22 protein-coding genes and 1 pseudogene are annotated in these 25,180 nt (G+C 69.0%); 15 read left to right on the top strand and 8 right to left on the bottom strand.

The features are described from left to right. Positions 1-12 precede the first annotated feature (12 nt). From IG84_RS0106270 to IG84_RS0106250, 6 genes are all read left to right on the top strand, one after another. Positions 13-5,361, top strand: a complete 5,349-nt coding sequence (locus IG84_RS0106270) for an SDR family oxidoreductase (RefSeq protein WP_051861436.1) — start codon at positions 13-15, stop codon at positions 5,359-5,361. 65 nt (positions 5,362-5,426) lie between these two features. After that, the gene (locus IG84_RS0106265; protein WP_157848823.1) at positions 5,427-7,028 is read left to right on the top strand and encodes an MFS transporter; all 1,602 of its coding nucleotides are present in this window, start codon (positions 5,427-5,429) and stop codon (positions 7,026-7,028) included. A gap of 58 nt (positions 7,029-7,086) precedes the next feature. Then, positions 7,087-7,722 (top strand): NADPH-dependent FMN reductase, encoded by a 636-nt coding sequence (locus IG84_RS0106260; RefSeq protein ID WP_078648637.1) that lies wholly within the window; start codon positions 7,087-7,089, stop codon positions 7,720-7,722. A gap of 47 nt (positions 7,723-7,769) precedes the next feature. Further along, complete coding sequence (locus IG84_RS0106255) at positions 7,770-8,531, top strand: thioesterase II family protein (RefSeq protein WP_037799420.1); 762 nt, start codon at positions 7,770-7,772, stop codon at positions 8,529-8,531. Positions 8,532-8,536: 5 nt separating this feature from the next. Further along, a complete protein-coding gene (locus tag IG84_RS39615; RefSeq protein WP_245659261.1) occupies positions 8,537-9,247 on the top strand; it encodes a 4'-phosphopantetheinyl transferase family protein in 711 nt (236 codons plus the stop codon). 12 nt (positions 9,248-9,259) lie between these two features. Further along, the gene (locus IG84_RS0106250; RefSeq protein ID WP_031052247.1) at positions 9,260-9,802 is read left to right on the top strand and encodes an NADPH-dependent FMN reductase; all 543 of its coding nucleotides are present in this window, start codon (positions 9,260-9,262) and stop codon (positions 9,800-9,802) included. A gap of 122 nt (positions 9,803-9,924) precedes the next feature. Here IG84_RS0106250 and IG84_RS0106245 read toward each other — a convergent pair whose 3' ends face one another. The 4 genes from IG84_RS0106245 to IG84_RS41030 all read right to left on the bottom strand — a co-directional run bounded on the left by IG84_RS0106245 (position 9,925) and on the right by IG84_RS41030 (position 13,209). Continuing rightward, a complete protein-coding gene (locus IG84_RS0106245) occupies positions 9,925-10,788 on the bottom strand; it encodes an SCO6745 family protein (RefSeq protein WP_031052245.1) in 864 nt (287 codons plus the stop codon). 192 nt (positions 10,789-10,980) lie between these two features. Next, on the bottom strand, positions 10,981-11,259 hold the full coding sequence (locus IG84_RS41035) for a hypothetical protein (RefSeq protein WP_157848822.1): 279 nt from the start codon (positions 11,257-11,259) through the stop codon (positions 10,981-10,983). Between the two features lie 476 nt (positions 11,260-11,735). Continuing rightward, positions 11,736-12,980, bottom strand: a complete 1,245-nt coding sequence (locus IG84_RS0106235) for a pyridoxal phosphate-dependent aminotransferase (RefSeq protein WP_245659234.1) — start codon at positions 12,978-12,980, stop codon at positions 11,736-11,738. A 64-nt stretch (positions 12,981-13,044) separates the two neighbouring features. Continuing rightward, positions 13,045-13,209, bottom strand: coding sequence for a hypothetical protein (locus IG84_RS41030; RefSeq protein WP_157848821.1), 165 nt, complete (start codon positions 13,207-13,209; stop codon positions 13,045-13,047). A 143-nt stretch (positions 13,210-13,352) separates the two neighbouring features. Here IG84_RS41030 and IG84_RS37690 point away from each other — a divergent pair, with 143 nt between their 5' ends. Next, positions 13,353-13,742: an ArsR/SmtB family transcription factor gene (locus IG84_RS37690; RefSeq protein ID WP_063761745.1), complete on the top strand. Its 390-nt coding sequence runs from the start codon at positions 13,353-13,355 to the stop codon at positions 13,740-13,742. Between the two features lie 110 nt (positions 13,743-13,852). Here the strand turns inward: IG84_RS37690 and IG84_RS0106220 are convergent, their stop codons facing one another. After that, positions 13,853-14,926 carry a permease gene (locus tag IG84_RS0106220; RefSeq protein WP_031052234.1) on the bottom strand — a complete coding sequence of 358 codons (1,074 nt, stop codon included), beginning with the start codon at positions 14,924-14,926 and terminating at the stop codon, positions 13,853-13,855. 110 nt (positions 14,927-15,036) lie between these two features. Here IG84_RS0106220 and IG84_RS0106215 point away from each other — a divergent pair, with 110 nt between their 5' ends. Further along, positions 15,037-15,384, top strand: a complete 348-nt coding sequence (locus IG84_RS0106215) for an ArsR/SmtB family transcription factor (protein WP_031052231.1) — start codon at positions 15,037-15,039, stop codon at positions 15,382-15,384. Positions 15,385-15,569: 185 nt separating this feature from the next. Here IG84_RS0106215 and IG84_RS41485 read toward each other — a convergent pair whose 3' ends face one another. Both IG84_RS41485 and IG84_RS42035 read right to left on the bottom strand, forming a co-directional pair. Continuing rightward, the gene (locus IG84_RS41485) at positions 15,570-16,136 is read right to left on the bottom strand and encodes a TerD family protein (RefSeq protein WP_031052229.1); all 567 of its coding nucleotides are present in this window, start codon (positions 16,134-16,136) and stop codon (positions 15,570-15,572) included. A 150-nt stretch (positions 16,137-16,286) separates the two neighbouring features. Then, positions 16,287-17,063 (bottom strand): annotated as a pseudogene (locus IG84_RS42035) (serine/threonine-protein kinase); the annotation flags it as partial. A gap of 306 nt (positions 17,064-17,369) precedes the next feature. Here IG84_RS42035 and IG84_RS0106205 point away from each other — a divergent pair. Then, positions 17,370-17,693, top strand: a complete 324-nt coding sequence (locus IG84_RS0106205; RefSeq protein WP_031052225.1) for a hypothetical protein — start codon at positions 17,370-17,372, stop codon at positions 17,691-17,693. A gap of 216 nt (positions 17,694-17,909) precedes the next feature. Further along, complete coding sequence (locus tag IG84_RS0106200; RefSeq protein ID WP_031052223.1) at positions 17,910-19,295, top strand: GNAT family N-acetyltransferase; 1,386 nt, start codon at positions 17,910-17,912, stop codon at positions 19,293-19,295. Positions 19,296-19,400: 105 nt separating this feature from the next. Here IG84_RS0106200 and IG84_RS0106195 read toward each other — a convergent pair whose 3' ends face one another. Then, entirely contained in the window at positions 19,401-20,393 is a 993-nt protein-coding gene (locus IG84_RS0106195; RefSeq protein ID WP_031052220.1) for a helix-turn-helix domain-containing protein, read from the bottom strand. Between the two features lie 481 nt (positions 20,394-20,874). On the opposite strand from IG84_RS0106195, the gene IG84_RS40465 reads away from it, so the two are divergent. Genes IG84_RS40465 through IG84_RS0106170 form a run of 5 tightly spaced genes read left to right on the top strand, consistent with a single transcriptional unit; the run spans position 20,875 to position 25,130 of the window. Further along, the gene (locus IG84_RS40465; RefSeq protein ID WP_211266417.1) at positions 20,875-21,195 is read left to right on the top strand and encodes a hypothetical protein; all 321 of its coding nucleotides are present in this window, start codon (positions 20,875-20,877) and stop codon (positions 21,193-21,195) included. Continuing rightward, positions 21,192-22,502, top strand: a complete 1,311-nt coding sequence (aroA, locus tag IG84_RS0106185; RefSeq protein WP_031052218.1) for a 3-phosphoshikimate 1-carboxyvinyltransferase — start codon at positions 21,192-21,194, stop codon at positions 22,500-22,502. The genes IG84_RS40465 and aroA overlap by 4 nt, the downstream gene beginning before the upstream one ends. After that, positions 22,499-24,040 carry a 2,3-bisphosphoglycerate-independent phosphoglycerate mutase gene (gene gpmI, locus IG84_RS0106180; protein ID WP_031052215.1) on the top strand — a complete coding sequence of 514 codons (1,542 nt, stop codon included), beginning with the start codon at positions 22,499-22,501 and terminating at the stop codon, positions 24,038-24,040. The genes aroA and gpmI overlap by 4 nt, the downstream gene beginning before the upstream one ends. Then, the gene (locus tag IG84_RS0106175; protein WP_031052211.1) at positions 24,037-24,402 is read left to right on the top strand and encodes a hypothetical protein; all 366 of its coding nucleotides are present in this window, start codon (positions 24,037-24,039) and stop codon (positions 24,400-24,402) included. Before gpmI ends, IG84_RS0106175 begins: the two co-directional genes overlap by 4 nt. Beyond that, positions 24,399-25,130, top strand: a complete 732-nt coding sequence (locus IG84_RS0106170; RefSeq protein WP_031052208.1) for a CTP synthase C-terminal region-related (seleno)protein — start codon at positions 24,399-24,401, stop codon at positions 25,128-25,130. The genes IG84_RS0106175 and IG84_RS0106170 overlap by 4 nt, the downstream gene beginning before the upstream one ends. Positions 25,131-25,180 lie beyond the last annotated feature (50 nt).

The following is a 25,180-nucleotide window of genomic DNA, read 5'->3' as shown; positions in this document are numbered from 1 at the left end:
ACGGGAGCCAGCATGTCCCTCGACCTCTCCGGTCGCATCGTCGTGGTCGCCGGTGCCGGCCGACCGCTCGGCACACTCCTGGCACGGCACCTCACGCGGGCCGGTGCACTCGTGGTGTCGTGCGACGCGCATGGCACCACGCAGATGCAGGCCGCACTCGACCGGGCCGACGTACGGAACCGCCGCATCGACGCGCTTGTGAACGTCGTGGCCGGTGAGGAAGGACTGCACGGCGCCCGCGTTGCGACGACGGCGGCCACCGCACTCATGCCGTCCGGTCGTGGTGCGGTCGTGCAGGTGGCCACGGCACCGCCGGCGCAGGAAGCGCTGGTGGAGCTGGTGCGTGAACTCGGTGCCAGTACACCGGAAGGCATCCGCATCAATGCCGTGGTCGTACCGGAGGACGCGGAGCAGTCGGCCGCGGAGGGCGTCGCGCAGCTCGCCACGTTCCTGGTCTCCGACGACGCCTCGTCCGTCGACGGCCGGACGCTGGTTGTCAGCGGGGCGCCGACCGAGGCGGCCCCTGACGATGACGCGGTGGTCGTCGTGGGAATGGGCCTCGCCCTCCCGGGGGCGAGCTCGCCGGAGCAGTTCTGGGAGCTGCTGAAGAGCGGCGAGCCGGTGTTCGCCGAACCGGGGGACCGGCTGGACCTGGACACCATCTGGTCAGCGGACGCCACCGCCGAGGACAAGACCTACTCGCGCGTGTCCGGCTTCATGACCGGCTTCGAGCCTCACCCGCGGCTCCGGGAGGAGCTGGAGTCCGGAGCATTCGACAGCGAGGAGTACACGGCACTGTGGCTCCGGCACTCGCTGCTGAGCGCCACGGAGAAGGTCACCGTCCGGCCCGGAGACCGGCAGCTCTTCGCAGTGGGGCTCACACCTGACGGCAGCCACCATCTGGAACACAGCCTGATCTCGGCCGGGGTCCGGGAAATCCTCACCGAAGTGGGGGCGGAGATACCGGACGCGCTCGGCACGCTCTACCCGCTGGCCTCCGAGGCGCCGGAGGACGTGCTGCCGTACCGGATCGCCCGCATGGCCGCCCCCGATCTGCCCGAGTCCGCGGAGATCGTGGTGGTGGACACCGCCTGCTCATCCTCCCTGTACACCGTTGACCTGGGCGTACGGGCGTTGCGTGCGGGCGAGACGGACGTGGCACTGTGCGGCGGGGCCTTCGCGCTGAGCGCTCAGAATCTGGTGCTGTTCTCCAAGCTTCGCGGCCTGTCCCGGTCCGGCCGGGTACGTGCCCTGGACTGCGAAGCCGATGGCGTGCTGTTCAGTGACGGCGCCGCGGTGCTGGCCCTGAAGACGTACGCCAGAGCGGTCGCCGACGGCGATCCCGTGCTCGGCTTCGTCGCCGGGTTCGGCGGATCGTCGGACGGGCGGGGCAAGGCGATCTACGCTCCGAATGCCTCGGGCCAGACGATCGCCCTCGACCGGGCATGGCGCGCTGCTGATGTCACCCCCGAAGACGTGGACTGGATCGTCGCTCACGCCACCGGCACGCCAACGGGCGACCGCACCGAGATGAGCGCGCTCACCCAGAGTGCGGGCCCGGCCAAGACGTGGACCATGACCTCGAACAAGTCGCTGGTCGGGCATTCCGGCTGGGCGGCCGGCGCCGTGTCGGCGATCCACGCGCTGCTGGCCATGCAGCACGAAGTAATCCCTGCGCAGCGGCAGTTCAGCGAGCTGCCAGAGGGAGTGACGCAGGCAGTACACGTGCCGACCGACGACATTCCCTGGGGCAGCACACCAGGTCGCCGCCGCACCGTGGGCGTGTCGGCCATGGGCTTCGGCGGCACCAACGGCCACCTCGTGCTCACCGACCGCCGCCCGGAAGGGAACGCGGCACCGGCCGCGCAGCCGGAGAGTGCCGAGGACGACCCGATCGTCGTCGTGGCGCAGGGCGCGCATCTGCCTGGTGACCCGGACGAGGAACGCATCGCCCGCTGGCTCTCGGGAAGTGTGGCCGACTGGCCGTCGTCCTTCGGCGACTCCTACCCCCTGCCGTCACCCGTGGAGGCCCGGCTGGCGCCCTCGGCCATCGCGGCCATGGACCGCAGCCAGCTCATGGCCCTGCGCTGCGCGGATCTCCTGGCCGGGGACTGGGCGAAGGACGAGCGGCTGGCGGCCCGTACCGGCGTGCTCGTCGGCCACACCGGCCCCACCAGGTCCGCGCTCGGCTACGACCTGCGCTGTTACCGCGAGGACCTGATCAGCAAGCTGACCGGGCCCGCCGGCATTCCGCCCGAGACGCTCAACGATGCGGTACGCGCCATGACGCGTCCCATCAACGAGGACGCCTATCCGGGCCTGATGCCCAATGTCATCGCGGCCCGGGTGGTGCAGCGACTCGACCTGCACGGGCCGAACATGACGCTTGACGCGGGAAGGGACTCCACCAACTCCGCGCTGGCCACCGCGATCCGCTACCTGCGGGACGGCGACATGGACCTGGCCGTGGTCATCGGCGTCAACGCCATGACTGCACATGTGACCGGCCACGGAAGCAAGGAGAACGCGGAAGCCGCGGTCGGCTTCGTACTGACCAGGTCGAGCGTCGCCAAAGAACACGGCATGACCGTCCTGGGACGGGTCGAAGTCGCCACGGGGGCCACCACCGACGACGCCGCTGCGCACGAACCTGTGGGGGAACGCAACTACCGCGGTGCCGAGGGCGCCGTGGCACTCCTGCACGCCCTGCACGCCCCGCGTGAGCAGACGGTCATTCGGCCGCTCGAGGACGGCCACACACCTGCGATCGTGGTGACGCCCCAGCCGTCGGCGGATGCCCCCGGGCCCGAAGAGGCGGAGAAGGCCGACACGCTGAACGGTCACCTCGCGCGGCACTCGCTTGTACTGCGTCCCGTGCCCGCCCACGGTGTCCGCCCCCGGGTGGAGGCGCTGCCTGTGGGAAGCCTGGTGCTGACCGACGACCCACGGGCCTTGGCGGATGTCCCAGTGCCGGGTGACTGCCTGGTCGTCGCGCCTGGGTCCGCGCCGCGAGACGCCGCCCTGCCGTTCCCGGTCTCCCGCCTCGACGAGCCGGAGGGTCTGGAGCGTCTGCTGGCCACGGACGGCCGTCAGTTCGGCCAGATCCGCGTCATCGTGACCGGATCGCGTGCCACCCCGTCTGCCTGGGACGTCCCGAAGCGGGTCCTGGACCTCCACGATCTGGCATTCGAAGCGGTCAAGCACTGTGCCGCGACGCTCGACGATGCCGGCTGCCTCGCCGTCCTCGTACTGGATGGCATGGACGGTGCCACGCCCGTTCCGGCCGCGGGACTCTTCGGCGGCCTGGTACGCAGCCTGTCGCAGGAACTCACCGGGTGTGTGATGTTCGCGCTGGTCACCGACGGCAGGGAAGCAGCCGACGGGCTTGCCCGGCTGTACGAGGAATCGGCCGCACATCGCTACATCCCCGTGGCTTACCACGTGGCCGGCGTGCGCCACGAGCTCATGCTCCTGCCTGTCGAGACGCCCGGGGACGACGCTGGTCTCGGTCTCCCGGACGACCCGGTGATCGTCGCCACTGGTGGGGCCCGCGGACTCACCGCCCATCTGGTGCACGAACTCGTGGCCGACCGCGCGCCCCGCAGCGTCTGGCTGCTGGGCACGGGCCCTGCTCCCGATCCCTCCGCGGCCGCCACCGCTTCCCAGCCGCGCGCGGACGCCCTGCGGGAGCTGATGGTGCAGTATCCGTCCGAGACTCCCGCGGCGCTCAGCCGTCGCTACGACCGGGCCGTCCAGCAACTCGAACGAGCAGGAACACTGGAAGAGTTGGAGCGCTCGTGCGGTGCCGCGCGGGTCCACTACCGGCAGTGCGACGTCCTGGACGAAGCCGCCGTGCGCAAGGTGATCGACGAGATCCTGGCCGTGGAAGGCCGGGTGGACGTCCTGGTGCACGGCGCCGGCCTGGCACGCTCGGCGGGCATCGCCCGCAAGAAGCTCGCCGACTTCCGGACCGTCCGCGATGTGAAGGTCCGCGGTTACGCGCACCTGCGTGCCGCCCTCGGGAACCGGCGCCCCGCGCTGTGGTGCAGCGTCAGCTCCGTCTCGGCGTTCACCGGACTTCGCGGCGAGCCCGACTACGGCGCGGCCAACGAGTTCCTGCTGCTCGCCGCCGCGCACGCACGGGCGATCGAAGGCGCCGACGAGGTCGCTCTCGCCTCCGGACTGTGGGTCGAGTCCGGCATGGCCTCGGCCGACACCCCGGGCGGCGCCTTCCTGGCCCGGCAGGGCGAGATCGGCCAGCTCACCGATGCCCAGGGCCGGGAATTCTTCCGTACGGAACTGCGCGCCCGGGGCAGCCACGGGCTGGCGACGACCTGGATCGGCGACGCGGACTGGACGACCCTGCAGCACAGGGCACCCGGCTTCCGCGCGGCGTGCGAGGCAGCAGCCAAGACCGCCCCTGAACAGTCGCGCACCACGCTGTTCGCTGCCCGGCGGGCCTTCCTGAGCGGCCCTCCTCAGTACGACGACGCGACAGCGAACTGGACGTTCGAGATCGGTCTCGACGAGCATCCATATCTGCTGGAGCACCTCGTCGACGGCCGGCCGACCGTACCCGGTACCTTCATCCTCGAAATGGCGGCCGAGGCCGCGGCCGAACTGGCTCCGGGCCTGATCCCGGCACGCATCACCGACGTCGTCCTGTCGCAGTTCATCCGGGCCGCCCGGCACCGCTGGCCGCGTACGCTGCGCGTTTCGGCCGCACGCGACGGCGACCAAGTACGCGTACGGATCACCTCTCCCGCGGCCGGTCCCATACCCGAGCGCGAGCACACCCGCATGGTGGTGCACCTGGCCCGCGTCCTCCCGAACGGGCCGTGGTGCCCGCCTGCTCCGTCCGGCAGTTACGATGCCCCGAACACGTACGAACTACCGGGCACACCCGTCGAGTTGAGCGGGGTGTTCGGAGCGTTGCGCTGCCCACGGCTGGCAGCCGACGGCGGCTCTGCGGAACTGCGACTGACCCTTCCGCCGAGCGGTGGCGTGTTCTCCCGCTTCATCCTGCCGAGCATCACTCTCGACTGTCTGCTGCGCACCTCCGTGCTCGACGGCAGGAAGTCGGGAGACGTGCCGGTCATGGTGCCCACCGCGCTGGCCTCCGTCGATCTGTACACCCCGGCCAATGACGTGGAGCTGGCCGCCGGGTGGCCGGACGGGCTGGTCCTCCGCCACTGGTTCGACCCCGCGTCGGGCGAGGAGCGCTGTGCCGTGGTCGCCCCGGACGGTCGCGCCCTCATCCAGGTGACCGGCATCACGGGGGCGGAGAAGGGCGCGTACGAACCCGGCACGCGGACGTGGCGCGCCGGGCCCGCACAACGCCGCACGGGTGAGCCCGTGTGACCGCAATGAGTTCAGAAGAAACAGAAAGCGGCGTTCAGGTGCCGCTGAGCAATGAGGAGATCGTGATGTCAGCTGAAGCAGCCGTCGGCAAGCAGGCGGAGGACGGGCCGCCGGCCGACCGCGCCCGGTCATGGACCCTGGCGCTGGCCTGCGTCGCGATGTTCATGCTGATGCTCGACGTGACCGTGGTCAACGTCGCGCTGCAGGACCTGCGGACCTCGCTGGGGGCGGACTTCTCCGACCTGCAGTGGGTGATCGATTCGTACACCCTGACCCTGGCGGCCTTCCTCCTGACGGGCGGCTCGCTCGCCGACCGGCTGGGGCGCAAGAAGGTCTTCAACGCGGGCCTGGTCCTCTTCACGCTCTCCTCGCTGGGTGCGGGCCTGGCGCAGGACGTACTCACGCTCAACATCGCCCGTGGCGTCCAGGGCATCGGCGCCGCGGTGCTGTTCTCCGTCGGGCCCGCTCTGATCGGCAACGAGTTCCGGGGCAACGACCGGGGCAAGGCGTTCGGTCTTTTCGGCGGTATCGCGGGCCTCGCCCTGGCCTTCGGGCCGCTGGTCGGCGGATTCCTCACCGATGCGCTCAGCTGGCGCTGGATCTTCCTGGTCAACGTGCCGATCGGCGTCGTGGCGCTGATCGTGGGCGTGCTGCGCCTGCGGGAGTCCCGGGAACCGGTGAAGCACGGCATCGACTGGCTGGGAATGGTGAGCTTCGGCCTCGGCCTGACCCTGCTCGTCTTCGGCTTCCTGCGCGGTGAGTCCGCGGGCTGGACCAGCACCCCCATCCTCGGCTCGTTCGCCGGTGGCGTCGTGCTACTGATCGCGTTCGTCGTCATCGAGAAGGTGCGCGGCGAGCGGGCCATGTTCGACCTCTCGCTGTTGCGCACCCCCACCTTCACCGGTGTCTGCCTGGCCACTCTGCTGTCCAACGCCACCAGCCTCGCCGCCGTCTTCCTGCAGATCTCCTACGTGCAGAACGTCCTGGGCTACTCGCCGTGGGAGACCGGCCTGCGTTTCATGCCGATGATGATCACGCTGTTCATCGTCGCCGCGGTCACCGGTGGTCTGCTGGCCAAGGTGGCTCCCGGTGTACTGATAGGTCTGTCCATCGCCTTCATCGGGATCGGCATGGGCCTGATGGTGCTCGTCGGGCCGGACAGCTCGTGGACCGCGATGCTGCCCAGCATGATCGTCACGGGTATCGGCATGGGCCTGTTCAACCCGCCGCGCGCCGCCGTGACCATCGGTGTGGTGCGGCCCGAGAAGGCCGGTATGGCCTCGGGCATGGGCGAGACCTTCCAGCAGGTCGGTGTCGCTGTCGGTGTCGCCGCGTTCGGCGCGCTTTTCCACCACAAGGTGGTCGACGCGTTCGCGGCCTCCTCTGCGGGCGGCGAGCTGGGCGGACAGGCCGAGGCAGTGGGCCAGAAGGTGGCCACCGGTGGCACCTCCGGGCTGGCCGACGCGGTGCCCTCGTCCGTACTGGACCAGGTGACCGCGGCGGCCCGCTCCGCCTTCGTCGGCTCCCTCGCCGACGTCATGGTTGCCTGCGCGGTGGTCGCCATCGTGGGCGCGGCCATCGCCTTCGTCTGCATTCGCCGCCGTGACCTGCACGAGAGCGCGCAGGGCGAGGCTGTGTCGCCAGCGTCTGAGGCGGTCACCGCCTGACCGCGGTAGCCCGTCACACATACCCGTAGGACTGTCGAGAGAACTGGGGCGAATCCCTATGCAGCAGACCGTGAAGGTGGTCGGAATCGGGGGTTCGCCCCGGCCGGATTCGACAGCGGAGCGGGCACTCCGCGTGGTACTGACCGCAGCGGAGCGACAAGGCGCGGAGGTGTCGCTCATCGGCGGTGCCGAGCTGGTGATGCCGCTCTATGACCCGCGGGCGGAAATCCGTTCCCCGCGGGCGCTGCGGCTGGTGTCCGAGGTGGCGGCCGCGGACGGCCTCGTACTGGCCAGCCCGGCCTACCACGGAAGCATCTCGGGCCTGGTGAAGAACGCCCTCGATCACGTCGAGGAACTGCGCGACGACGCCCGCCCGTACTTCAGCGGGCGGGCCATCGGCAGCCTTTCCGTCGCGCAGGGCTGGCAGGGCGGTGTGTCCACGCTGGCCGCGCTCCGGGACGTGACCCACGCCCTGCGGGGCTGGCCCACGCCCCTCGGAGTCGTGGTCAACAGCGCGTCGGCCGGCTTCGGACCGGACGGCAAGTGCACCGATCCGCACATACAGAGCCAGCTGGAAACCATGGCTGCCCAGGTGGTGGACTTCGCCCGAATGCACGCCCTCGCCACACCGGTACGGGACGCCCCCGGAGTCGAGGCGCTCTCGTCGGCCGGCGGGAGACGGCGCGCGTGGTGACACCGATGGCGACAAGACCCACCAGGCGCCCGCTGGCTCACGGAGCCGTGACGTGCCCCCGGCCCGTACCGGGAGCCGGGCTGCGGCTGTTCCTGTTCCACCATGCCGGTGGCTCGCATCTCCTCTACAAGGACTGGGAGTACGCGTTCCCGGCCGACTGGGAAGTCTGTCTGCTGGACGCGCCCGGTCGGGGCCGACTGCACGGTGTCCCTCTGATCGACAACAGCGACGGGCTGGTGAGGTTCTTCGCCGAAGAGATCCTGCCGTGGGCCGACCGCCCCTTCGCCTTCTTCGGGCACAGCATGGGTGCCCTGGTCGCATATGAACTGACGCGGTACTTGGAGGCGCAAGGGCGTCCGCTCCCCGTCTGGCTGGGGCTGTCCGCCTGCGGCGCACCACGCTCCGCCGACGGTGCGACAGCAGGCGCACGGCACCTGCTCACCGACGACCAGTTGCGGGATTGGCTGCGGTCGGTAGGCGGCACCCCCGACGCACTGCTGGACGAGGACTCGATGTGGCGGGTCTTCGGCCCCACGTTCCGCAACGATTTCACCCTCGTCGACACCTGGCGGCCGGTGTTGGGCGCCGCACCACTTCATGTACCGGTGTCTGCGTTCGGTGGAGACGATGACCCGGTGGTCGGGCGGGAGTGTCTGGCCGCCTGGTCGGAGCAGACGGAACACTTCCTCGGCCTGAACATGTTCGGAGGCGGACACTTCTACCTCCAGGATCACCACCGTGCGATCACTCGGCGTGTCACCGCGGCGGTGTCCGCGGCCCGCCGGGCAGCGCGGGAGAGCATCGCGTGACGGCGATGGAAGCCTTCGTGTGGTCGGTACGGCTGCCGGCGTCAGCGAGCGAACGTGACGTTGCACTGCTCGACGCCGCGGAATGCAGACGGGCCGACCGGTACCGGAGGACCGAGGACAGAGCGTCGTTTGTGACAGGACGGGCCGCGCTACGGCGCGTGCTGGCAGAACACCTGAAAACCGAGGCCGACCGGATAGTCCTCGGGCGCCACTCGTGCCCCGGATGCGGGAGTGACGATCACGGGCCCCCGCGCGTCGCCTTTCCCCCGACGCAGCTGTCCTTCAGCTTTTCCCGCTCCGAACAACAGGCGCTGGTAGCCGTGGTCCCTGCCGGGGCAGTGGGAGCCGACGTCGAGGTGCTACGCCCCCTCGACGTCCAGGAAACCGCGGCTCAGTGCCTTTCACCGGTCGAGGCGGCGTACGTTCGCGGACTGCCGCCAGGAGAACAACTGCAAGCGTTCTACCGCGCCTGGGTCCGCAAGGAGGCGGTCACCAAGGCCATCGGTGTCGGCATCACGATGGACCTGAGAACCGTCGACGTGAGTCCCGACCGGAAGGGGCCCGTCACGGTCCAATGCGGTACGGGAAAGGGCCCTCGGCTCTGGACGGTGACCGATGTCGAAGTGCTGCCGGGGACGATGGCGGCACTGGCGCTGCCAAGTACACGGCGACAACCGTCAATCCATGCGCGATGCTTAGCTCTTCTTGAAGGATAGGAAAGGAACCAGATGAAATTCGTCGCCATCTCCGGGAGCCTGCGGGCCAGGTCGCTCAACACCGCGGTGGTGCGCACCGCTGCCGAATTGTGCCTGCCGCCGGTGTCGATGACGGTCTACGAAGGGCTGGGGAGCCTGCCCTTCTTCAATCAGGACGTGGAGAGCGAGTGCCCGCCGCCCGAGGTCATGGAGTTCCGGGCGCTGCTCGAATCCGCGGACGCGGTGATGATCTCCAGCCCGGAGTACGCACACGGTACGTCAGGGGTGCTGAAGAACGGTCTGGAGTGGATAGTCGGCGGCGGTGAACTGGTGGACAAGCCGGTCGCCGTGGTCACCGCGTCGCCGTCGATGACGGGCGGCGACAGGGCCCAGGCATGGGTCAAGGAAACCCTGGAGGTGATGGGCGCGAACATCCTCCCCGAGTCCCTCCCCATTCCGCTCGCCAGCGCCAAGGTCACGGAGGGCCGGGTCAGCGACGAGGAGACGTTGGCCGCGCTGAAAGATGTCCTCGCGGCGATGGCACGTGCGGCGAAGGAACAGGGCGCGGAAGGCTGAGTGGGCTGGCGGACTCGCTCCGCCGTGAACGGCCCGCGCAGCTACCCGTGAACCCCTGAATGCGTCACAGAAAAGACGACGCATTCAGGGGCGAGTCATGCCCTCCTCCGTCACACAACGCCTCAGCGCTTGCCGATGTCCTTGAGCGGCAGGCCGCCACCCGCCAGGACCACCTTGGAAAAGGCTCCGGCCAGTTCAGTGAGCCGTTGGGTGCCCGCCGCCCCCAGGTGCTCGTAGGGGGCCACGTCAAGGCGGTCGGTATCGGCCTCGATGGCCCGACGCAACTCCGCCCCCTGCTCGGTCAGTGTCCCCTGAGCGTCGAGGACGCCGCGAGCCCGCAGCCGCTCCTCCGCCGCGGCCCACTCCTCCGGGGACCAGCCCCGCGCGGACTGCAGGTACCCGGGCCGCCAGTTCGTGCCGGTGGCGGTATGGGACACCAGGGCCTCCAGGCCGTCGAGCCCTGCTTCCACAAGCGCGGTCACATGGCCGTCACCGCGGTGCTCACGCAGCAGGGTGGTGGCGTGCCAGAAGGCCAGATGCGGAGCGTCGGGCACTGGCAGGTCGGCGTTGGCCGAGTACAGAGGCCGACCGGGCCGGCTGCAGGCTTCGGCGGCCCGGAGGGCCAGCTCGGCGCTCTCCGCCATCTCAGGAGAACTGATCACCTCACGGCCCAGCAGCCGGGTGAGGTAGGCATCCACGATGCGCAGCCGGGATTCAAGGACAGTGGAAGGAGAGGCGACCTCCCAGGCCCGGGGAATGTGCCGTGCCACGAGATCAGGGTGGAAGTTGTAGAAGGCGGCGGTGACCGCACCAGCGCCCACCTGCCCGAACGGCGCGGCCCGGCCGGCCAGGTAGGCCATGGGGCCGCGCTCCAGCCCGAGACCCGCGTACGTGGCATCGTGCTCGGGCGAGAAGTAATACGCCGCGTGTACGGGATGGTGGGCGTTGTAACAGCGCCTGGCCTCGCGCGGGGATATTGCCGTCATGGCGCCTACGCTACGTGGCAGGTAGACGGTCCGGAGCCGCAGTGGTCGATCAGCCGCGTCCTCTTCCCCAGAAGCCGCACTTACCGAAGAACACGGGTCGGGGCGGCAGATGGAAATGCCACCGCACGGTGGAACCGTCAAGAGCGCGGGGCCCGGCGGTGCCGGGCCCCGCGTCGGTGCTGACAGCAGCGCCTACTGGATGGAGAAGAAGAACGCCGCGTTCGTGAACGCACCGTCCTTGTTGAAGACGCTCACGTAGACAGTGTCCGGGTCGTTGCCGCAGATGCCCGCCGGGCTGGTGTACACCCGTACGGACCCGCCCTTGGCCTCATAGCCGTTCAGAGTCCCTGTCGGGATGCTGCGGGCGAGGTCGATGTCCGGGTCGGAGATGTGGACGCAGTAGCGGCCTGTGTCCGGCTTGGTGACCTTGTCGACGTTCTTGGCGATCAGTACATCGCCGTTGGCTGTCACCGATGCCGCAGCCTGTGCGTACGGAGCGATCGCCTTCGGAGGGTCGGCTGCGACAGCCGAGCCCGACCCAACCGCCAGAAGCGAAGCGGCGAGAATCGCCACCGTCGCGGAGAGGCGCTTGCGCATGTGTCCTCCTCGTAGTGCTGCCCGGCACTCGCCGGTCAGACCAGAGGAATACTGAGTTCATCAGCCCTAGTTCATGCGAAAAGTCCCCTATAAGGGTTGTAATGAAGCTTATCGGAAGTCCGGTCCTGAGCCGGAAGGAAATCTCATTGATCACAGTCCGGTGGCACTTCCAACGCCTGCCTCGATCAACGTTCTTCGGCAAGTGCGACTCCAGCCGAAACCACTCTGCATCGCTCAGATCACCCCACCCCAGATGCCTGTGAACGCTCGTCCACCAGCTCATCACGGACCCAGCGGACTGGGCCTGGGCGCCGCTCACAACCGGACCGCGTGATGCGGCAAACCTGGGATCAAGCGGCCGGGGAAAGGGCTGCGGTGAACCGTGCGATTCGTGACAGCGCCTCGGCCAGGCGGTCGGCCGGGACCGTGTAAGAGATACGGACGTGGTCGGGGGCCGCGAAGTCGGCTCCCGGTACCACTGCGACATTGGCCTGGGAGAGGAGCAGTTCCGCGAAGTCGGCCGCGGTCCGGATCGTCCGGCCTTCCGTTTGCAGGCCGTACGTGCCGGAGACGTTGGCGAAGACGAAGAAGGCGCCCTGCGGGTCGGCGTCGAGGCTCAGGCCGGGGATGTCGGCGATCGCCTGGAGTGTGGTCTTGCGGCGCTCGTCGAGTTCGTCACGGCGCTTGGCGAGTTCGGCGTCCAGGTCGGTGGTGAGCGCGCCGAGGGCCGCTCGCTGGGATATGGACGAGGGGGCTGAGGCGGTGTGGCTCTGGACCGCGGCGATGGCCTTGGCGACCTCCACGGGTGCGGCGGTCCAGCCGATGCGCCAGCCGGTCATGGCGAAGGTCTTGGAGACGCCACCGATGGTGATGGTGCGCTGGGCCACGTCCGGGCTGAGCGCGGCGACACTGGTGAACTCGGCATCGCCGTAGACCCAGTGGTCGCAGATTTCGTCGCTGACGATGGTCAGGTCGTACTCGACGGCGAGCGCGGCCAGTTCGGACAGTTCATCGTGGCTGTAGACGACGCCGGAAGGGTTGGCCGGGCTGTTGAGGAGCAGGACGCGGGTGCGCGGGGTGAGCGCGGCGCGGACCTGTTCGGGGGTGATCTTCAGGCCGTTGCCCGGGGCGGGGTGGACCTCGATCGGCCTGCCGCCGGCGAGCGACACCAGGTGCGGGTAACTCACCCAGTACGGCGCCGGGATGAGTACCTCGTCACCCGGCTCCAGCAGAACTGTGAACGCGTACTGCAGGGCCTGCTTGGCGCCGGCGGAGACAACGACGTTCGCGGCCTCGTACGCGGTGTTGTGCCGGTTGAGGTAGGTCGCCACGGCGGCGCGCAGCTCGGGGATGCCGGCCGCTGCCGTGTACCGCGTGAAGTCCTCGGTGATGGCGGAGACAGCGGCGCGGGCTGCGGGTTCGACGGTCGGGAAGGACGGTTCTCCGCTGGTGAGGTTGATGACGTCCACGCCGTCGGCGATCAGGCTCTTGGCGTGTGCGTCCAGCGCGGCGGTCGCCGAGGGCGGCACTTGGGTGGCGCGGTGGGCCAGGCGGATGGACGACCGGTCCATACGTGCAGCGGTGGGGCTGTTCATGATTCCTTCGCCGTCTCGTCGGGGCGGAGCGAATGACCGCCCGCCAGGGGTGTGTTGGCAGGTCTCAGCGCGACGCGGCCAAGACCGCCGCGAGGCGTCGTCGGTACTCACGGGAGCGCTCGGCCGAGTCGGTGACCTCCGCGCAGTCGTCGCAGAACCGCACGTCCTTGACGTTGGCGGCGAACGCGACGTGGAAGAACCGGCGAATGGGGCGGAGCAGGCGTCGCATGGCGACTTCCTTTCATCGATGAGCGTCGATGGGTTGAGTCTGCCGCAATGTATCGATGAACGTCAATGTGTTTGTGTGGGGTGAGGTTCCCGAGAGGCGGACGGCTATGGACTGGACGGGCCGTATCCGTCAGATTGGGACGCATGATCGAGCCCATGGCTGTCGTGTCCGCGCAGGAGTGCGGTCCTTCGGCGTGCAAGCCGCCGATGACGTCGGAACAGGCGCTGGACCTCGCGGCGGTGTTCAAAGCGCTGGCAGATCCCGTGAGGTTGCGGATCGCGAGCATCGTGGCGTGCTGCCCGACGGGTGAACTGTGCGTCGGCGATATCGCCGCACAGTTCGACGTCACTGGTCCGACGGTCAGCCACCATCTGCGGAAGCTCCGGGAGTCGGGTGTACTCGTCAGTGATCGGCGTGCGAACGAGGTGTACTACCGGATCCAGCCGGCGCGGTTGGGGGAGGCGCTGGAGCAACTGACCGGGTTCGGCATGGCGACGGATGCGGCCGCGAGCGGCCCGGTCGGTGCGCCCTGAGTGCAAGCGTCGACCTCCACGCGGTACGGCCCGCCCCCGAGATCGGGAGCGGGCCGTTGCCGTCAGTGAGCCGGAGGCTCAGTCATTCTGCGCGGTGGGGCTGTTGAGTATCAGAGCCACATCGGGGCGAGCCAGCCGAGCAGCACGGCACCGCTGAAGAGCGAGCCGACGACGAGGCCGACGATCTTCTTACGGGCAATGATGAACATGCCGCTGATGGCGCCGATGCTGGTGCCCGCTCCGGTGACCAGGAAGGCGAGAGCGGGGCCGGGGCCCATGCCGCCGTGCATCAGGGTGGCGACCAGGGGGAGCGAACCGTCGGAGTTGAGGTAGACGGGGATGCCGATCAGCGCTGCCAGCGGGACGGCGAGGGGGGAGTCGCCGCCGAGGTAGTCGGTGAGGAAGCTGGTGGGGATGGACTCGATCAGCAGGTAGCCGAGGGCGGCGAAGCCGAAGAAGTACAGGGCCAGGCGACGGGCGTTCTTCCAGAGGGTGGTGCCGAGCTCGTCCAGCTTGTACTTGCTGACCAGGCTGACCTCGGGGGCCGGGGCGATGGGCTTGCTCTCGGCGCGCTCCAGCAGGGCCGCACGGGCCAGACCGCCACCGGCGGGAACCGTAACGCCGCCGCCGTTGCTCTCGCCGCCGTCGGCCGGGCCGCAGCAACCACCCTCGTCGGCAGGCTTCTCTTCCTCGGCGCTGCCGCAGCAAGAAGCCTCCTCGGCTCCCTCCATGCGCGCCTGCCCCTTGAGCCACCCGGTCTTCTCGATGAAGTGGGTGATGGCGCCGGCCGCGAGGCCCAGCACGATGGCCGCGAGGAAGAAGGTCGTCGCGAAGCTGAACCCGAACAGCCCGGTTGAGTAGACGTACTCCTCGGGGCTGGTCAACGGCGAGGAGACCATGAAGGCCACGACCGGGGCCCAGGGGACGCTGGACGCCAGCGCGCCCAGGACGACCGCGGTGGTGCCGCAGGAACAGAACGGCGTCACGCTTGCCAGGATGACCGCGCCGACCACGGCGACCCAGGTCTTCTTCCTGAGGGCGGCCGAGAGTCTGTCCGCCCCGACATACACGGTGATGGCCGAGGCGACGACCACACTGATCAGCAGAAACGGCCAGTTGGCGGTGAAGGTGCTCCACACGTCAACGGCCACGCGGCCGAGCACGTCGACCACTGACTCGATCATGACTGTCTCCAACACATTGACGGCTGTCGATGAATTAGAGACTACGGTTCTATCGATGAGTGTCAATAAGTTCCGGGAACAATCCATCGATCGTCATCGTTGGGTCGGGCATGAGCACCCCCGTGATCCAGTTGTGCTGCCCGCCCGTACTGACGGGCCCGCTGTCCCAGGACGACGCCGAGCAGCTTGCCGCCGCCCTGCGCGTCATCGCCGACCCCGCACGCCTGCGGCTGCTCGGCCTCATCAAGAACCAGCCGGACGCCGAGGCGTGCACCTGCGACCTCGTCGAGCCGCTCGGCCTCTCCCAGCCGACCGTCTCGCACCACCTGAAGGTCCTCTACGAGGCCGGCTTCCTGGAGCGAGAGAAGCGAGGCCGCCAGACCTGGTACCGACTCGCGCCGGACAGCCTCGGCATCCTGCGCGATGCGCTGGACCCGAACGTTCATCAGCGCGCTTAGAAGGCGCTACTGAGGGCTGTTCCCGCACTTCGCGGTAGCCTCGCTCGACCACGCCCACCGGCCCGCCCGTGCGTCCACCCTTCGGTACCGGATAGTCCGCAGGCTGCGCCGGATGGCTTCGATGAGGTGGACGGAAGTGGCGACACGGTAGTGGACTGCCAGCCGCACCGCGGCAGGGAAGGGCGTCACAGCTGCGGAAGAATCGCCGGCATCAGGTCCTGGAAGGTTCGGCCCTGGGCTGGGGCGCCGATGGCGGTCATTCGCCAGCCGCCGCCGTCCCGCTCTACTTTTGCCAGGATCTGCGCGGTGTGCCAGCCCTTGTCGTGCGCGAGGGTGAAGCGGGCCAGCTCTTGGCTGGTGGTCTCGTCGACCATCCGGCAGTACGCGCTCTGTACCGCGTCGAAGGTCTGGCCCACGAAAGAGTTCAGGATGAAGACGATTTGGTCGATGTGCCTGGGGACGCGAGGCAGGTCGACCAGAACCGCTTCGTGGTCGGCTTCCTCCGGGAGGCGCGCCAGGCTGTCGCCGGTGTGCCGGACCGAGCCGTCGTCGCTGACGAGGTGGCGGAAGAAGGCGACGTCGACAGGGCACCGGTCGGCGAACAGCAGCGCCGACGAGTCGAGGTCGATCTCCCGGGTGCGGCTACCGAACAGCCCGCGCCGTGGGGCGGCCTGCCAGCCGAATCCGATTCGAACTGTGGTGAGGGCGCGGCCGTCGGGCCGTACGAGTCTGATCGTCTGCCCCCGGGACAGATTCACTCGTACGTGCCCTTCCGAGGGCGGGGCGACGGCCGTGATGGTGTCGACGACCTCGGTGGGTTCGTACAGTGGCGGCGCGGGTGACGTCGGCAGGGGCGGCCCCGGAGTGGGGAACGGCCTGCTGATGAGCGCCAGCGCCTCGGCGATGGTCGGCCGCTGATCCGGGTCTTTCTCCATCAGCCCGGTGATCAGCGGCGTGAGCCGCCCGGCACGCTGAAGCGGCGGGGGGTCATAGCCCAGCACGGCCATCATCGTGGCTCTCGGGTCATCCCGCTTGAACGGGGAGACTCCCTCAATGGCTCGGTACAAGGTCACCCCGAGGGAGAACAGGTCACCGGCCGACTGGTCGTCCTCTCCCTTGGCGCGCTCGGGGGCGACGTACTCCGGTGAGCCGATGAACGTCCCCGGCGTGGTGATGGCGGTCTCGTCCGGATGGAAGGCGATACCGAAGTCGGTGAGCAGCACATCGCCGCTGTCGGCGAGCATGACGTTTGCGGGCTTGACGTCCCGGTGCACGATCCCGGCGGCGTGGGCCGCATCGAGGGCCTTCAGGACCGAGGTGGCGACATGCTCTGCCTCGGTGACCGAGAGCGGCCCCCGCGTGTCGAGGCGGTCTTGCAGCGATTGCCCGACGACCAGTTGCATCACGGTCCATGAGATCCCGTCCTCGACGACCACGTCGTGGACCCCGACGATGTTCGGGTGATCGCGCAGGGCTGCGGCCTTGCGGGCTTCACGCGCCGCGCGGACGGTCCGCGCGGACCGGTCGGAGTCGGTGGCCGAAGGCGGCAGCCGGAGACTCTTGACCGCCACCTCGACCCGCAGAGTCTCGTCGTAGGCTTTCCATACATCCCCGAAACCGCCGGACCCGAGCTTCTCAGAAAGCCGGTACCGGAAGCCGACCAACCGGCCTGCCTGCACGTCTTGTTCCACGGACCTCGGCCCCCGCCCGCCTCATGGTCTTCCCCTGGTAGCAGCAGAGTAGTTGGCGGTCCCATGGCTGGGCGCGCGCTTTGCGTAGCGGTGGCCCGTGTCATGGCCAGGGAGGCACGAGAGTGCCGCGTGCACTTGATGCCACCCGGAAGCTCTTCCCCCGCCCCTGGTGGCCGAGCAAACTCATATTCACCAGGGCGGCGCACCGCCACTGGGAAAGTCGAGAAAGGGTTCTCGGCTGCTGCTCGCGAATTTCGAACGAATCGTCATCGCCATTCTCGCTGGGGGAGAGTCATGTCTGTTTCGCGTCGCATCGCTTCCATTGCTGCCGCTCTTGTTCTCGGTGTCGCCGGTTTCTCCGCCGTCGGTGCGGTCCCGGAATTCGGTGCCGGCACGGCCTACCAGGCGGACGGGTCGGGAGCGGGCTGGGACAGCGTTCAGGCCACTGACGGCGGCGCGGGCTGGGACACCCCGCTGGCGTCCACCGGCGACGGCGCCGGCTGGGACACGGTGCAGGCATCCGCTGGTGATGGGGCCGGGTGGGACACGGTGCAGGCGTCCACCGGTGACGGCGCCGGGTGGGACGCGCCCGCTCAGGACGCGATCGTTCAGGTCTGACATTCGCGGCAGCGTGCGGTGACGTGAGCTTGCGGCTCAGTAGTACCCGGGAAAGTCGAGAATCCCCCCACGAATTCTCGGGCGCAACTTGCCGCTGCTGCGCATGCCGTGCGGCGACCGTACGCAGCCAGCTTCGAATCGCGCGAATTCATTCCCCAGGCCACCAATCGGCCCGGCCCGGCCGACCGGACCGGAATACCTCACGAGGAGCAAGAAATGGCAACGACGGCCCCCACGTGCTGTGGCGACAGCTCCGAGCCCGTCCAGATCGAGATCGCGTCGCCCGGGCAGGACACGTCCGCCGCGTGCTGCGGTGGTTCCGCGGAGACCGCGACCGTGGCGACCGGCCTGTCGCTCCAGGACGCGACCAAGGGGCTCGACGCCGACCGGAGCACCTGGCCCTACCTCCACTCGGCCTGGCTCGGCGCGACCGAGACCGCCCTTCCCGAATCCCGGCCGTGGCACTCAGTTGCCCGCCGCGGTGACGACGTCGCCTTCCTGCCCGGCTTCGTCTTCGATGCCCCCTCGCTTGTCGACGTCGACCCCCGTACGTACCTGGGCTGGCAGCCCGCCAGCGGCGAGAGCGCCTGCTGCAGCGTCACCTCCTGCTGTGACGCCACCACCGACGTCGAGGCGTTGGGGGAGGAGAAGTTCTTCCCCGCGCTCGTGCTCGGTTCGCCCATCGGCTACCGGAGCGAGGCGGTCTCGTCCGTACAGGATCCGCTGCTCCTCGCCGACCTCGTCGACCAGGTCGTACTGGCCGCCCGTGAGGCCGGCTTCCGCAGCATTGTCGCCCCGTGGGTCGCCGACCTACCCGCCAACGAGGCACTGCTCGTCGCCCTCCGCGCACACGGCGGCAACATCGCGTTCTGGGGAGAGGAGAACATCCTCGCCCTCGAACACGACAGTTACGAGGCGCACTTGGCCTCGCTGCGCTCCCGCAAGCGGCAGAAGATCAAGGCTGACCACGCCAAGGCGCTGGCGAGCCCGGTTGAGGTGGTCCGCAAGGACGGCCAGGAGCTGCTGCCGCTGGTGGGCCGGATCGCCGAGCTGACCAGCCTGAACCGGCAGAAGTACGACGGCAGTGAGGGGCCCGAGCAGATCGCGGCCCTGCTCACCTCGATGATCGAGAGTGGCGCCGACGTACGTGCCTACCTCGGCTACCTTGACGGCCGCATCGTCGCCTCCACAGTCACCTTCCGGCAGCACGCCCGCCTGTTCATCAAGTGGGCCGGCTTCGACTACGACGCGATCGGCGAGCGCAGCGGCCTGTACTTCGAGCTGACCTTCGACCGCCCGCTGCGGGACGCCTACGAGGAGGGGCTGGAGGCTCTGGAGCCCGGCCCCGGCGCCGACCAGGCCAAGCGTCTTCGGGGTTGCAAGCCCCGGGCGGTGCACACCGCGCTGCTGATGACGGACGCGAAGGTCGCTGCCAAGACCGCAGAGCTGCAGGACGCCTTCGGTGAGTCCCGCCGGGAGGCGCTCGGCGCGGAGGTCGCGGACGACTCGGTGACCGGGCGGCTGCTGTCGAAGTTCCGCGGCTCCGGCAAGCAGGCCGAGCCGATCAAGCCCATCCAGCCGGAGGGCGGTTGCTGCGGCTGAGCGAGAGCCTGACGGAGCACCAGCACGACGCATGTGGGCCTGGTACGCGCGATTGAGCGTCGTACCAGGCTCTGAGCTGTTCGTGGCGAAAGGTGCGCTGCTTGATCAGCCCACCCAGCCGCGTTGCGCCGCTCCGGCCCCGGCCTCGAAGCGGCTTCGCGCCTCCATCCGCCCCATCAGATCCGACATCATGCGCCGGACAGTACGCAGGCCGACGCCGAGCTTCCGTGCGGCGATTTCATCGGTGTGCCCCTGGAAGAGTAGCCGCAGCAACTCGGCCTCTTGACCGGTGAGCCCCTCCTCGTTGCGGCCCCGGTCCCGGGCGGTGCCGAACGGCGCGGCGGCGTCCCAGATCTGTTCGAACAAGGCAACCAGTGCGGTGATCACCCCGGGACCGCGCAGCAGTGCGGCACCCTTCTTGGTGTTGTCCGGGTCCACGGGAAGTAATGCCACCTCGCGGTCGAACATGACCATGCGGACGGGCAGCGTCGGTGCGGTACGGACCTCACCGCCGCGCTCCGCCAGCCACTGGGCGTAGTTGAGCGTCGCTTGGTCGTTGCGCACGCTGTCCAGGTACAGCGTCAGTACGTGAGCTCCACGCGCCATGAGATCTTGGTCGAGGGGCTTGCTCGCCTCCAGGCTGGCCGCAGACTGGGCGCCACCTGGCATGAAGGAAAGGCATTCGGTCTCGCAGCGGTTCGCGAGTTCCTCCAGCCGGTTCTGGATCGCGTCGATGCCGTGCAAGTACTCCAAGTCCTGATGCTCGCCGCGTCCACTGCTGTCGGCGTACTCCTCGACCAGGCGCATGACCGCGGCCTGGCCCTCGGCCAACTCCTGTTGGCGGCGGAGCACCTCGCTCTCACGTTCCTGCAGGAGCAGTCGCAGCCCCACCTCCGGGCTGACCGCCCGCATGTTGCCAGGTGCCTGCAACGAGCTACGCAGCAAACGCAGTTCGGCGAGACGGTCCAGCGCTGACCTGACATCCTCTTGCGGGCACTTCAAGTGCTCCCCGAGCTGTGCGACCCCCCAGTCGTGGTGGTTCAACATCAGCCGGTAGACCGCCTCCGCGGTCTCGTCTATGCCCAGCACCTTCAGCACGGAGCCCCCCCATCTCACAGTGCGAGATTCCTCGTAGCTGCATGAGCAGCGATAAATATTTACAGGTCAGCAGGGACACGACAAGGCTTTGTCTCAACTACCGGGCAGGTTTGGCAGCTTGCTCCGGGGGTCGTGAGGCCGCCGGCGGTCCGTCGGCGGCGGCACGCTGATGCCAGGGGCGCTTCGTGCCACCTGTTTCCTCTTCCGCGACCGTGCTCGCAGCCGGAAACTAGTCATTGCCAGGCGGGAAGCCGGGAGAAGAGCCCGAATAACTCGCCGCTCATTCCTCCCCTCGCGTAGGGGAATTCCTTTTACTTCGATCAGGGGGACAGTCATGTCTGTTGCCGTGCGTGGTGCCGGGATGAGGTTCTCGTACGTCGGTCACGTGTCGACCACCGAGGTGGCGGCTGCGGCAGCGGGCATGGTCAGGTCGGGCGGCCCCGAGGGCGCCGGCTGGGACTGAGCCGTCCAGGAGTCGCCGATGCACATGATCACGGTGACATTCTCAGCCGCCGGTAATTCTGCGAACGAATTGCTGAATGCGGCGCTCGTCACCGATCTCCTTTGGGTATTCGTCACGCCCGGAGACGACCTGGAGCACATTCACTCCTCTCCGGCTCCCGGACGTGTCGACGTCACCTACTTCATCCGCGCCGTACCGCTCGCCGCAGCGGAAAGCACGGCGGCCGCCGTCAGCCGACGCGCGCTGCACACCGCGCCCGCCCTGCGTGGCTGGCACCTCACCGACACCGCCTTGCCAGGCGGCCGTCCTTATCCGCCTTCCAGGAGGAACCCTTCATGACGCACGCCAAGGACCCCCGCCTGTCCGCCGAGCAGCTCACCGTCGAGACGCTTTCCGCGGTCGACACCGAGGTCGCCGTGCTCGGTTCGAAGAGCTACACCAACCGGGCCATCGCCATCGCCTCGCTCGCGGCGGAGCCGACCCGGGTCCAGGGCGCGCTCCTCTCGGACGACACGGTCTACTTCTCCCGCGGCGTCGAGCAGTTCGGCCACGTCACGGTCGACATCGACCACGAGACCAACACAATCAACGTGACGCCCACCGGGCAGCCGATGCGTGCGCCCGAGGAGGACATCTTCGTCGGCGGCGCCGGCACCCCGCTGCGCTTCCTGATCTCCCTGGCCGGCCTCGCCGAGGGCACGACCACCATCACCGGCAACGCCCGTATGCAGGAGCGTCCGATGGGCGACCTGCTCGCGGCCCTCGGGCCGCTCGGTGTCGAGGCCCTCGCCGTGCGCGGCAACGGCTCCCCGCCGGTCCGCGTCACCGGCGGCAGCTACCGCGGCGGCGCGACCCGGATCAGCGGCGCGGTCAGCAGCCAGTTCACCTCCAGCCTCCTGATCAGCTCGGTCAAGGCCGAGCAGGACACCGAGATCACCATCGTCGACGACCTGGTCTCGAAGCCGTACGTGGAGATGACTCTGGCCTCCCTCGCGGCCGCCGGCATCCGCGTCGAGCGCGACGGGTACACCAAGTTCACCGTGCCGGCCGGTCAGTCCTTCCGCGGCGGCGAGGTCGTCGTCGAGCCCGACGCCTCCGGGATGTCGTACTTCCTCGCCGCCGCGGCGATCCTCGGCGGCCGGGTCACCATCCCCGGTATCGGCAGCGGCTCTCACCAGGGCGACGTGGGCCTGGTCGACGTCCTGGTCCGGATGGGCGCGCACGCCGACGTCACCGACTCGGCCATCACCCTCAAGGGCGGCCCGCTGCGCGGCATTGACGTCGACATGGAGGCCATGCCGGATGTAGTGCCGACGCTCGCCATTGTCGCTGCCTTCGCCGACGGCCCCACCCGCATCACCAACATCGCCAGCCTTCGGGTCAAGGAGTGTGACCGCATCGCCGCCGTCACCACCGAGCTCCGCAAGATGGGCATTGAGGTCGACGAGTACGACGACGCGATGACCATCCACGGCGGCACCCCGCACGGCGCGACCATCGACACCTACGACGACCACCGCATTGCGATGACCTTCGCCATCGCCGGCCTGCGCACCGAGGGCGTCGTGATCAAAGACCCGGGCTGCGTCGCCAAGTCCTTCCCCACCTTCTGGCAGGTCCTCGACACCCTGCGGGAGGCCCAGTGACCACCGCCCCCTACAACCCTGGGGTGCTGCTCGTCCTGGACGGCTGGGGCCACGGCCCCGCCACCGAGGACAACGCCATCGCCCGGGCGCACACCCCCGTACTGGACGCCCTGGCTACCAAGTACCCGACTACGTACGTCGACGCGTCGGGCGAAGCGGTGGGCCTCCTGCCGGGTACGGTCGGCAACTCCGAGATCGGTCACATGGTCATCGGCGCCGGCCGCCCGCTGGAGTACGACAGTCTCCTGGTCCAGCGCGGCATCGACTCCGGTGCGCTCCGTGAGCACCCGCTGCTGAGCGAGACGCTGAGCGGCCTGGCCCGTGAGGACCGGGCGCTGCACCTGGTCGGCCTCGCCTCGGACGGCCAGATTCATGCCCACATCGAGCACCTGCGGGAACTGCTCGACATCGCCGCAGCTCATCAGGTACCGCGGGTCTGGATCCACGCGATCACCGACGGCCGGGACGTCGCCGACGGCACCGCCGCCGAGTACCTGCGCCGGGCGGAAGCCATCGCGGCCGCCGCGGGGGCGGGCCGCATCGCCACCGTCTCCGGCCGCGGATACGCCCTCGACAAGAGTGGCGACCTCGGTTTCACCCGCCCGGTCACCGCCGCCATCGCCGACGGCGACGGCCCCCGGGCATCGAACGCCGAGGCGGCGACCACGAACGCCCCGCGTGGCGACGTGTGGATCGAGCCCACCGTCCTGACCGGCGAGGACGACACACCGTTGGGAGCGATCGCGGACGGCGACGCGGTGCTGTTCACCAACTTCCGCAGTGACCGCATCCAGCAGCTAGCCGACCATCTGCTCGACCACCTCCGGTCCGGCCCGCACCCGCGGCACGTCACGGCGCTGAGCCTGGCCGAGTACGACACCCGTGCATCGATCCCGGCCCTGGTCGGCCGGGCCGACGCCTCCGGCGGACTCGCCGACGAACTGGAGGGCCACGGCCTGCGCTCGGTGCGCATCGCGGAGAAGGAGAAGTTCGAGCACGTCACCTACTACATCAACGGCCGGGACGACCGCAGGCGGGAGACCGAGGAGCACATCCAGGTCGCGGGGGACACCGCGCCGGACTACACCGCGCGTCCCGAGATGAACCTCGGCCGCGTCACCGATGCCGTTGTGAACGCCGCGGCCCGCGATGAGGTGGCACTCGTCATCGCCAACCTCGCCAACATCGACGTCGTCGGGCACACCGGAGACGCCGAAGCCACCGTACGGGCCACGGAATTCACCGACCAGGCCGTCGAACGCATCCGCGTGGCCGCCGAGGCCGCCGGCCGCTGGGTGCTGCTCGTGGGCGACCACGGCAACGCCGAGCAGATGGCCAAGGCCGGCCCGGACGGCAAGCCCCGTCCGTACGGCGGCCACACCACCAACCCGGTGCCCGTCATCGTCGTCTCCGCTCCCGAATCCATGCTGCCCGACCGGCTGGTCGAGCCCGGGACCCTCGCGGACATCGCGCCCACCGTTCTGACCCTGTTGGGCCGCACGCCCGGCCCCGCCATGACCGGAAGGTCACTGACATGAGCGACGCCACGCTGGTGAACCAGCCGCCGGCCCTCCACCCGGCACTGGAGGACGAGCGCTTCGCCGACGCCTTCGCCTCCGACGCGACGGTCCGGCAACCCGACTTCGGCACCGGACTGTGGGCCGTACAGCGCAACGGCGCCACCAGCCGACTGCTGTACGTCCAGAACACCACCGACCAGGAGCTCTCCTTCCGTCCCTCGCTCGTCCTCGGCGACGACGCCACGCCGTTGTTCCTGGCCGGCGACGTCGTCACCGCGGGGGAGGAGGGCGCCGGACTGATCTGCCGCCTGGCGCCGCAGAGCCACGTCTGGCTCGGCCGCACCGACACCGCACACGCACTCACCAAGGACGACGCATGACTGCTGAGCCTTCGTACCGCCCCAGGGTCGCCCTGGTCGGCAACCGCAACGACCACACTCCCGCCCACCCGCGGCTGGACGCGATCGCGCCCGCCCTGCCGGTGCAACTGGAGTGGGTCGCCAGCCAGAACGTGAACGGCCCCGAGGACCTCGCCGGGTTCGACGGCATCTGGGTCATCCCCGGCTCGCCGTACGCGTCCAAGGACGGTGTGCTCACTGCGATCCAGTACGCCCGGGAGAAGGGAATCCCCTACCTGGGCACCTGTGGTGGCTTCCAGCACGCGCTGATCGAATTCATGCGCAACGTCCTCGGTATCACCGATGCCGACGACGTGCAGTACGACCCCGATGCCGCCACCCCGGTGATCATTCCGCTGACCTGCTGCATGAAGGGCCAGCAGGCATCGCTCCACCTCGGCGACGGAACCCGGCTGTCGGGCGTCTACTCCGGCGCGGAGCAGACCACGGAGACCTTCCACTGCCAGTACGGGCTCAACCCGGACTTCGCCGAGACGATCGAGCGCAGCGAGCTGGTCATCAGCGGCTGGGACTCCGAGAACGCCCCGCGCGCGATCGAGCTGCCGCAGCATGCCTTCTTCATCGGCACGCTCTTCCAGCCGGAGCTGTCCTCCGAGCCCGACGCCATCCACCCGCTGATCGAGGCGTTCGCGGCGGCCGTGCTCCAGCACGCCACGGCCATACCGCAGCAACTCGTCTACACCAACTGATCGCTGACTCCTTCCACGATCCTTTCGAACTTCACCGCGTGGTGCGGCGT

The organism is Streptomyces ochraceiscleroticus (assembly GCF_000720485.1).
Taxonomy (GTDB): Bacteria; Actinomycetota; Actinomycetes; order Streptomycetales; family Streptomycetaceae; genus Streptomyces; species Streptomyces ochraceiscleroticus.
The sequence above is the reverse complement of the archived record's forward strand: the minus strand, read 5'-3'. Positions and strand labels throughout refer to the sequence as shown.

Excerpts from the sequence above, each read along its gene's own strand:
- IG84_RS0106270 (WP_051861436.1), top strand. The coding sequence starts at position 13 with ATGTCCCTCGACCTCTCCGGTCGCATCGTCGTGGTCGCCGGTGCCGGC.
- IG84_RS0106265 (WP_157848823.1), top strand. The coding sequence starts at position 5,427 with ATGTCAGCTGAAGCAGCCGTCGGCAAGCAGGCGGAGGACGGGCCGCCG.
- IG84_RS0106260 (WP_078648637.1), top strand. The coding sequence starts at position 7,087 with ATGCAGCAGACCGTGAAGGTGGTCGGAATCGGGGGTTCGCCCCGGCCG.
- IG84_RS39615 (WP_245659261.1), top strand. The coding sequence starts at position 8,537 with ATGGAAGCCTTCGTGTGGTCGGTACGGCTGCCGGCGTCAGCGAGCGAA.
- IG84_RS0106250 (WP_031052247.1), top strand. The coding sequence starts at position 9,260 with ATGAAATTCGTCGCCATCTCCGGGAGCCTGCGGGCCAGGTCGCTCAAC.
- IG84_RS0106245 (WP_031052245.1), bottom strand. The coding sequence starts at position 10,788 with ATGACGGCAATATCCCCGCGCGAGGCCAGGCGCTGTTACAACGCCCAC.
- IG84_RS0106235 (WP_245659234.1), bottom strand. The coding sequence starts at position 12,980 with ATGAACAGCCCCACCGCTGCACGTATGGACCGGTCGTCCATCCGCCTG.
- IG84_RS41030 (WP_157848821.1), bottom strand. The coding sequence starts at position 13,209 with ATGCGACGCCTGCTCCGCCCCATTCGCCGGTTCTTCCACGTCGCGTTC.
- IG84_RS37690 (WP_063761745.1), top strand. The coding sequence starts at position 13,353 with ATGATCGAGCCCATGGCTGTCGTGTCCGCGCAGGAGTGCGGTCCTTCG.
- IG84_RS0106220 (WP_031052234.1), bottom strand. The coding sequence starts at position 14,926 with ATGATCGAGTCAGTGGTCGACGTGCTCGGCCGCGTGGCCGTTGACGTG.
- IG84_RS0106215 (WP_031052231.1), top strand. The coding sequence starts at position 15,037 with ATGAGCACCCCCGTGATCCAGTTGTGCTGCCCGCCCGTACTGACGGGC.
- IG84_RS0106205 (WP_031052225.1), top strand. The coding sequence starts at position 17,370 with ATGTCTGTTTCGCGTCGCATCGCTTCCATTGCTGCCGCTCTTGTTCTC.
- IG84_RS0106200 (WP_031052223.1), top strand. The coding sequence starts at position 17,910 with ATGGCAACGACGGCCCCCACGTGCTGTGGCGACAGCTCCGAGCCCGTC.
- IG84_RS40465 (WP_211266417.1), top strand. The coding sequence starts at position 20,875 with ATGCACATGATCACGGTGACATTCTCAGCCGCCGGTAATTCTGCGAAC.
- aroA (WP_031052218.1), top strand. The coding sequence starts at position 21,192 with ATGACGCACGCCAAGGACCCCCGCCTGTCCGCCGAGCAGCTCACCGTC.
- IG84_RS0106175 (WP_031052211.1), top strand. The coding sequence starts at position 24,037 with ATGAGCGACGCCACGCTGGTGAACCAGCCGCCGGCCCTCCACCCGGCA.
- IG84_RS0106170 (WP_031052208.1), top strand. The coding sequence starts at position 24,399 with ATGACTGCTGAGCCTTCGTACCGCCCCAGGGTCGCCCTGGTCGGCAAC.